The sequence below is a fragment of the Sphingomonas sanguinis genome, assembly GCF_001476905.1.
GTDB classification, from domain to species: Bacteria; Pseudomonadota; Alphaproteobacteria; order Sphingomonadales; family Sphingomonadaceae; genus Sphingomonas; species Sphingomonas sanguinis_B.
In genome coordinates this window covers 1-8,382 of the sequence record NZ_LDTE01000138.1, presented here as the reverse complement: position 1 = coordinate 8,382, position 8,382 = coordinate 1, and the positions used below count along the sequence as shown (strand labels likewise).

Sequence of the window (8,382 nt, the reverse complement as noted above, 5' to 3'; positions counted from 1 at the left end):
ATTGAGTCTCAGCCCTAAGATAGCCCGACGCCTGAACAATGCAGAAAGCGAATGGTCGGATCGCATGGACTACGCTCGGTTCATGCCGTGCAACGGCCCTCCAGACTCCCGTGCCTGGGAAGACTGCCGGGAGAAAGAGCATGTGAAAGACGACCCGACCATCACCATCGATAAATAGGACGGGAAGCTGGCGCGGCCATCGGACGGAAAACCCGGCCCCTGCATCCAACAGCGCAATCTTCTTTGGCGCACATAGAAAAACGGCGGGCATCGCTGCCCGCCGTTCCTCCATTAAGATAGCAACCCTTACAGGTCGATGGTGAAGCTGGTGAAGATATACCGGCCCGCTGCATCGTAGATGCCCGGATAGGTGTTGCCGTTGCCGAACGAGCTGATCGGCGCCGCCGTCGAGCTCAGGATCGGCGGCGTCTTGTCCAGCAGGTTGTTGGCACCGATCCGCAGCGTGTACTTGCCTTCGATCCGCGCCGAGACGGCGAGGTCGAAATAGTTCTGCGCCGGCACCCGCGCATCACGCACGTAGAAGGCACCCGCCAGATCGGTATCGCTGCTCGTCCGCTCGAACCGGGTCGGCGACAGGTGACGCCACGTACCCGAAATGCCGATCCCGCTCGTACCCGTCCAGGACAGGACCGCGCGGTGACGCCACTTCGACTGCGGGAAGCCGCACTGTGCGCCGTACAGACCAGCACAGTCGAACTCCGCGCCCACCTTCGACGAGGTCAGCTCGTCGACATAGGTGCCGCTAATGCCCGCATTGAACGTGCCGGCCGTAGCGGTGCGCAGCGTGTAGTTCGCCGATACGTCGATGCCGCGGGTCTTGAGAGTCCCGGCATTGACATTGGTGTCCACCACATAACCCTGAGGCGTCTGCCACAGCGTGCCGTTGGCATCGCGGTTGATCGCACCGCACAACGTGGGGTTGCCGGTCTGGAGGCACTGGCTGAGGATCGTGTCGGCACCGATGACGCCGATGATGTCCTTCACCTTGATGCTGAACAGATCGACGGTGGCGCTGAAGCCCGGCAGGAAGGTCGGCTGGAACACCGCACCAACGGTGAACGTATCAGCCGTTTCAGGACGCAGGTTCGGGTTGCCGCCAACCAGACCGTTATACTGTTCCGACGGGTTCGCCAGGATCAGACCGAAGCGGTTGGCCGGAACGCCGATACGGGCGCACTGGGCCGCCGTGTTGCCGTTGACCAGCCCGTTGACCGCCGGACCCGCGCAGGGATCGGTGGCGCCATCGATCTGGACCGACTGAGCCACGAACAGTTCCTGGATGTTCGGCGCGCGAACCGCGCGGTTATAGCCGCCGCGGAAGGTCAGATCGCGAACCGGCGCCCAGGTCAGCTGACCCTTGTACGAGCTGACCGAACCGGCCGTGCTGTAGTTCGAATAGCGATAGCCGCCTTCCAGCGTCAGTTCGTGGAAGAAGGGACGATCGGTGACCAGCGGAACCTGAATTTCGCCGAACACTTCCTTCACGTCATACTGACCGGAATTCGGCAGGGTCGGGCCACCCTGACCGGCCAGGTCGCCGGTCTGGAACGCCTGGTCGACTTCCAGACGCAGCTGCTCCTTGCGATATTCCGCACCGATCGACAGGCCGATACCCTCATCGGAGAAGGGCGACTGGATGCCGTATTCGCCGCCCCGGAAATTGACCGAGCCGCTGACCACGGTTTCCTTGGTTTCACCCTGCTGGAAGCCCGACTGCTGCACATAGTTCAGGGCAGCAGGCGTGATCGCCGTAGAACCGAAGATGTTGAGCGGAACGCAGTTCGGGTCCGAACCATCGACCACCGAGCGGCAGACCGGGTTCGCGGCCGTGCCAATCACGTCGAGCGCGCGGGCCGTCTTCGACACCGAGAACTCGTTGCGGTAGATCAGGTTGTACTTGGTCGTGCCGTACTGCGCATAGGCATCATACGAGATGCCGCGGTCGAGATCGCCACGCACGCCTGCCACGAAGCGATAGGACGTGTGCGTGATGTCGGCCTGACGCCCGCCGCCCTCGACGTTACGACGAGCGACGATGACATTGGCCTTGTTATAGGTCGTGCCATCCGGGTTGGTGAAGGCGATCGGATTGCCATTGGCGTCCGACACCAGGTTGGTCGCGCGGCAGAAGGTCGAGACCTGCAGGGCCGACAGCAGCGGGTTGTTGCAGTTCAGGGTCTGGGTGTTGCCGAAATTGCCCGACGGGGCGATCTGGGCGACCGTGCGGTCGTCCATGAAGTTGAATTCGGCATAGGGCTTGAACGCGTCGCTGACGTCGTAATGCGCCATGAACCCGGCGGTGAAGCGCTTGTCGGGACGCTGATAATAGTTCAGCGGATTGGCGTTATACAGTGTCGTGCCGGGAATCAGCTGACCTGCCGAATTCAACGTATAGCTGGTCGGCGGTCCGTCCTGGACTCCATCGGTGAGCGTGAAGTTGGCAGGAGCGGCCGTTGCCGAACCACCGCAGCGATAGTCCGCACCGACATTGCCAGCCGGCGTATTCAGGCTGCACGCGCTATAATCGCGGCGGCCCTGCAGGATCGCCTGGATTTCGCGATAGCCCATGTAACCGACGATGTGGCCCTTGCCGTCGCTGGTGCCGGTGCCGACCTTCAGATTGACGTCGAACTGCTGGCCGTCGGCTACATTGCCGCTGGGGTAGGGGAAGCCGCGCGCAGCCGCCAGACCCTGGAAACGGGTGCTGTCGTTGTTGTGATTGTACAGGCCATAGGACGAGGTGAGGCTAAGCCCCTGATAGTCCGTGTCGAGGATGAAGTTCACGACGCCGGCGACGGCATCCGAACCATAGACCGACGACGCACCACCGGTCAGCACGTCGACCCGCTTGATCAGCGCCTGCGGGATCACGTTGACGTCGGCGGCCGAGCTCTTGGACACCGGGTCACCCGGCATCAGGCGACGGCCGTTGACCAGCACCAGCGTACGCTGGTCGCCCAGGTTGCGCAGGTTCAGCGTCGCGGTACCGGTCGAACCGTTCGACACCGACGAGGTCTGGGTCGCGAACGACTGCGGCAGCGTGTTGAGCACGTCTTCAATTCGCGAACCGCCGCGAATCTGAATGTCCTGCGCGGTCACGACCGAAATCGGGCTGGCCGAGGTCAGGTTGGGGTTCGAAATACGCGACCCCGTGACGACGATGTCACCCGTCCCGCCATTAGCGTTCGCCGGCGGCGTGGCGTCGGTCGACTCAGCGGGTGCCGTCTGCGTCGTGTCCGTGGTTTGTGCAGAGGCCGCCGTTCCGACGAGGACACCGGCGATCATCGTGGTGGTCAGCAAGCTGCCCCGCAATATCTTCTTCTTCATATCAGACCCCTTCAATGCTCCTTCGGGGCGCGAAGCCGCGATGAACATCATATTTTTCACACCGGCTCTTGCGGCAGGTGATGGGCCGACATTCCATCAAAGCCCGTATCGCCGCAATCTAAACGATCAGCTTGACGCAAGATAATTTCCCCATGTAGCCTTTTTGACACAATGCAAGATATATCGGCCATATTGTCTTGCCGAAAAGTCCAATGCGCCTACCTTCGGCCTCGTACACGGTCGCAGCGGTATGCATCGCACGCGGAACCAGTGAAAAAGAGGGCATCAACATCTTGATAAACAAGCGGTCTATTGCTTGCCAAAGGCGAGGATGGGTGCTGTTCCCCATCCTGAGCGCTTCCATCCTCATGGTGGCGACCTCGGCCCTCGCCGATCCCAAGGATGGTCGATCGTCCTTGGTAGCAGCGGCTGCGCAGTGCACGACCATCGCGCAAGCGGCCGAACGGCTCGCCTGCTACGACAAGGCCGTCAATGCGCTGCTATCGGCCGAGCAAAAGCGCGAAGTCATCGTCATCGATCGCGCTCAGGTACGCCAGACCCGCAAAGCCCTGTTCGGATTGAACCTGCCCAATTTCGGCCTGTTCGGCGACGCGACGGACCGGAATAGCCCCGATGCCGTCACCCAGATCGAGACGACGCTCACCAAGGCGGAGATGAACGGGGGCGCATGGCTTTTCATCCTGGCTGACGGCGCACGCTGGCGGCAGACGGACGACAATATTCTGGGCGGCCGCCCTCGCGTCGGCGACAAGGTCGTCATTCGACGCGGCGCGCTGGGAAGCTTCAAGCTCAGCTTGGCAGGACAACCCGCGATCAAGGTCCGTCGCGAGAATTAACCTCCCACCCTCACGGCATCGGCCCAGTCACCAGCAGCGGATCGAGCTTACGCCCCTTCCATTGCAGGCTCCAATGGAGGTGCGGGCCAGTGGCGCGGCCCGTGGCGCCGACCGCGCCGATCGGCTGGCCCTGGCGGACATGGTCGCCGACATGGACGTCGATGCGCGACAAATGGAGGAACGCGCTGTTCAGCCCCTGTCCGTGGTCGAGCATCAGCAGATGCCCCTCCAGCGTGAAGGGGCTCTCGGCCGCCAGGATCACCACGCCGTCGGCAGGAGCGCGGACGATGGTGCCGGTGGGAGCGGCGATGTCGGTGCCCGAATGATAGCTGCCCGGTTCGCCGCGATAGACGCGCTGCGCCCCGAACAGGCCGGAAATGCGGCCCGTCGCCGGCCATTGCAGCGCCTGGCGCCAGCCGGTGGCGTCTGTGACTTGGGCGCGGGCGGCGCGGATCTGCGCCAGCTCGGGCGGGCGCAGCCGCTGGAATTCGGGATCGGGGACGGGATATTTGGGCAGCCGGTCCAGCCGCTCGATCCGCCAGGCGCGCGGTGCGATGCTCAGGGCCTGGCGAACCAGGCGGCCATCGGCAAAGCTTGCGACCAGTTCGGCCGACGGCCCGGCATCGCGGTCGAAACCGGCAAGGAAGGTGCCATCCGGGGCGAGCGTCAGCGGTTCTCCGTCCAGCGTGACCGACACCGCGCCGCTAGGTGCCTGCCCCCGGATCAGTCCGCCCTGGCTCAGCTCGCCGGTCCAGCGGAAGGACGGCACTACGACTGGCGCTGGTCCCTGCATCGCCGCCTGACCGCCGGACACGATGCCTGCGGTCAGCAGCAGCCCGGCGACCACGCCCCCTATCCTCATTGCGGGCTCAGCACCTGCGCGGTGGCGTGCGCGTCGGCATAGGCTTCCTGCCGCTCGGCGCTCCAATATTTCAGGTCTTCGAGCGGGATGCGCCGCCCGGTCACCGCGCAAACGACATGATCGCCCGGCGACAGGACCCGAAAGCCATTGGCCAGATAGTGGAGCCGCGCGGGGCGATCGGTGTTCGACATCAGCATGATACTACTTTCGGGTCAGAGGAGCGTCGGCTGATCCGGCTTGCCCGGTTTCGGCTGAGGCTCCCGCTTGGGCTTGTCATAGGTTTTGGGGGCTGGGGGCTCAACCCCGGTCCTCCCTCCGCCGCCCTCGACCGCGACATCGACCGTGCCGTCGCGAAAGCGCAGGGTCAGCGTATCGGCCGCCTTCGCCGCTTCCGCCGAGGACAGGGTCTCGCCGCCCGGCCGCGCGGTGATCCGGGCATAGCCGCGCTCCAGGATACGGTCGGGGTTGAGCGACTGGACCAACCGCCAGGTCGAGGCCAGCCTGTCGCGCCCGCGCTCGACCTGCCGCTTCAGGATCGCCGGGCGCAACGCCGCGCCCGCCCGGTCCAGCCCGCCACGCGCCAGCGTCACCCGTCGCTCCAGCCCGCGATCGAGCCGCGCGCCCGCCTCGTCGGCGCGCTGACGCTGCGGGCCCAGCAACTGGTCGCGCTTGGGCAGCAGCCGGGCCATCGCGTCCAGCCGCTCGCGCCCCCGCTCGACATAGCGGCGTGCACAGCGCTCGGCCCGCTGGCCGTGCGCGGCGACGGTCAGGCGGATATCCGCGAGCACCGGCACCGCAATCTCCGCCGCCGCCGTGGGAGTCGGCGCCCGCAGGTCGGCGGCATAGTCGCACAAAGTCGTATCGGTCTCATGCCCTACCGCCGAGATGATCGGGATGGAGCATTCGGCGACCGCACGCACGACGATCTCCTCGTTGAACGACCAGAGATCCTCGATCGAGCCGCCACCGCGCGCGACGATCACCAGATCGGGTCGCGGCACCGGGCTGCCGGGTTCGATCGCGTCGAAGCCCCGAATGGCGGCGGCGACCTCCTTGGCCGAGCCCTCGCCCTGCACCTTGACCGGCCAGACGATGACATGGGTCGGGCAACGATCCTCCAGCCGGTGGAGGATGTCGCGGATCACCGCGCCGGTCGGCGAGGTGACGACGCCGATCACCGGCGGCATGAAGGGAAGCGCCTTCTTTCGATCGCGGTCGAACAGCCCCTCGCCCGCCAGCTTGGCTTTCAGCTTTTCGAGCAGCGCCATCAGCGCGCCCGCCCCCGCCAACTCCATCCGCTCGACGACGATCTGGTATTTGGACCGGCCGGGGAAGGTGGTCAGGCGGCCGGTGGCGATCACCTCCACCCCGTCCTGCGGCTGGAAAGGAAGGGTGTTCGCCGCGCCCTTCCACATCACCGCGTCGATGACCGCATTCTCGTCCTTCAGGCTCATATAGACATGGCCAGAGGTGGCGCGCTTATAGCCCGAAATCTCGCCGCGCAGACGGACATGGCCGAACTCGCCCTCCACCATCCGCTTCAGCTTCAGGCTGAGTTCGCCGACCGATAGCGCGAGCGCGTTGTCGCCGGCGATCTCCTCGGCTACCAGCCTCGCACTGTCGTCATAGGGATAAGGATCGGGCATGAACGTCCTGCTGCTGGGATCGGGTGGCCGCGAACATGCGCTGGCATGGAAGCTGGCACAGTCGAACGGGTTAGATACGCTCTACGCCGCGCCCGGCAACCCCGGTATCGCCGCCCATGCGACCTGTGTCGCGCTGAACGCGACCGATCACGCCGCCGTCGTGGCGTTCGTGAAGGACCATGGCGTGGGCCTGGTCGTGGTCGGCCCCGAGGCGCCGCTGGTCGATGGCCTGGCCGATTCGCTGCGTGCCGAAGGCATTCCGGTGTTCGGGCCGAGCAAGGCCGCCGCGCAGCTGGAGGGCTCGAAGGGCTTCACCAAGGACCTGTGCCGCCGCGCCGACATCCCGACCGCCGGCTATGTCCGCGTGAACACGCTGGCGGAGGCGCAGGCCGCGCTGGCGACGACCTTCGGCCTGCCCGTGGTCATCAAGGCCGATGGCCTGGCGGCAGGCAAGGGCGTGACCGTTGCCTTCACCAAGGCCGAGGCCGAGGGCGCGATCACTGACCTCTTCTCGGTGCCGGGGGCCGAAGTCGTCATCGAGGAATTCTTGGAGGGCGAGGAAGCGAGCCTATTCGTCCTGACCGATGGCCAGGCGCTCCTGCCCTTCGGCTCGGCGCAGGACCACAAGCGGGTCGGTGACGGCGATACCGGCCCGAACACCGGCGGCATGGGCGCCTACAGCCCGGCGCGCGTCCTGACCCCCGAGCTGGAGCGACAGGCGATCGACCGGATCGTGCGGCCCACGGTCGACACGCTGCGGGCCGAGGGGACGCCCTTCTCCGGCGTGCTCTATGCCGGGCTGATGCTGACGGCGCAGGGCCCCAAGCTGATCGAATATAACGCCCGGTTCGGCGACCCCGAATGCCAGGTGCTGATGCTGCGCTTCCAGGGCGATCTGCTGGCGATGATGCTGGCGGTGGCCGAGGGGCGACTGGCCGAGCTGCCCGCACCCACTTTCTCCGACGATCCCGCGCTGACCGTGGTGATGGCGGCGGCGGGTTATCCCGGCACGCCCAAGGCGGGCGGCGCCATCGACGCGATCGACGCTGCCGAGGCGACCGGCGCAGTCGTGTTCCAGGCGGGCACGAAGATGGCGGGCGAGCAGCTGGTCGCCAGCGGGGGCCGCGTGCTGGCCGTCACCGCCAGCGCCGCGACGGTCGGCGAGGCGCAGGCTGCCGCATACCGCGCGGTCGACGCCATCCGCTTCCCCGATGGTTTTTGCCGCCGCGACATCGGCTGGCGTGAGATCGCGCGCGAAGCGGGAACTCACGCCTGATCCGATCGATTGGGCTCGCGATCGGGGCTTGAGGACAATGTGGGGAACAATAGGGTAACGCCATGAACGACACGACCGCAGCAACGGCGGAAAGCCTGATTCCCGATGGCGTGGCCACGATCACGACCATTCATTTCATCCTGATCGCGATCGTCGCGGTGGCGGCGATTGCCGTCATCCTGATCGGGATGCGCCTCAAGCATCGCCGCACCCATGCCGCGCGCCAGGTGGAGGAGAATGCGCAGGAGGCCGGGCTGTCGGTCCGCCAGCCCGATAGCGCGCCGCTCAGCGAGGCGTCGCTGACCGAACGCCCGGAAGCCCCACAACCAGCACCAGCGCCCGCACCGGTTCCGACACCGGCAGCCCCTCCCCCGCCGCCCCCGGTCATGCCCC

6 protein-coding genes and 1 pseudogene are annotated in these 8,382 nt (G+C 65.8%); 3 read left to right on the top strand and 4 right to left on the bottom strand.

Going from position 1 to position 8,382, the window contains the following annotated elements:
• Window positions 1–306: 306 nt before the first annotated feature.
• Window positions 307–3,348 (bottom strand): TonB-dependent receptor domain-containing protein, encoded by a 3,042-nt coding sequence (locus tag SB4_RS17320; protein WP_058753583.1) that lies wholly within the window; start codon window positions 3,346–3,348, stop codon window positions 307–309.
• 335 nt (window positions 3,349–3,683) lie between these two features.
• On the opposite strand from SB4_RS17320, the gene SB4_RS17310 reads away from it, so the two are divergent.
• Window positions 3,684–4,205: a hypothetical protein gene (locus SB4_RS17310; protein ID WP_153006309.1), complete on the top strand. Its 522-nt coding sequence runs from the start codon at window positions 3,684–3,686 to the stop codon at window positions 4,203–4,205.
• Window positions 4,206–4,215: 10 nt separating this feature from the next.
• Here SB4_RS17310 and SB4_RS17305 read toward each other — a convergent pair whose 3' ends face one another.
• Genes SB4_RS17305 through xseA form a run of 3 tightly spaced genes read right to left on the bottom strand, consistent with a single transcriptional unit; the run spans window position 4,216 to window position 6,713 of the window.
• The gene (locus tag SB4_RS17305; RefSeq protein WP_058753580.1) at window positions 4,216–5,067 is read right to left on the bottom strand and encodes a M23 family metallopeptidase; all 852 of its coding nucleotides are present in this window, start codon (window positions 5,065–5,067) and stop codon (window positions 4,216–4,218) included.
• On the bottom strand, window positions 5,064–5,264 hold the full coding sequence (locus tag SB4_RS17300; protein ID WP_058731971.1) for a DUF2093 domain-containing protein: 201 nt from the start codon (window positions 5,262–5,264) through the stop codon (window positions 5,064–5,066). Before SB4_RS17300 ends, SB4_RS17305 begins: the two co-directional genes overlap by 4 nt.
• Before the next feature lie 15 nt (window positions 5,265–5,279).
• Window positions 5,280–6,713, bottom strand: a complete 1,434-nt coding sequence (gene xseA / locus SB4_RS17295) for an exodeoxyribonuclease VII large subunit (protein ID WP_058753579.1) — start codon at window positions 6,711–6,713, stop codon at window positions 5,280–5,282.
• Between xseA and purD the strand changes: the two genes are divergently transcribed.
• Together purD and SB4_RS17285 are read left to right on the top strand one after the other, a co-directional pair.
• Window positions 6,712–7,989, top strand: a complete 1,278-nt coding sequence (purD, locus tag SB4_RS17290) for a phosphoribosylamine--glycine ligase (RefSeq protein WP_058753578.1) — start codon at window positions 6,712–6,714, stop codon at window positions 7,987–7,989. The genes xseA and purD overlap by 2 nt on opposite strands.
• 62 nt (window positions 7,990–8,051) lie before the next feature.
• Window positions 8,052–8,382 (top strand): annotated as a pseudogene (locus tag SB4_RS17285) (hypothetical protein); the annotation flags it as partial.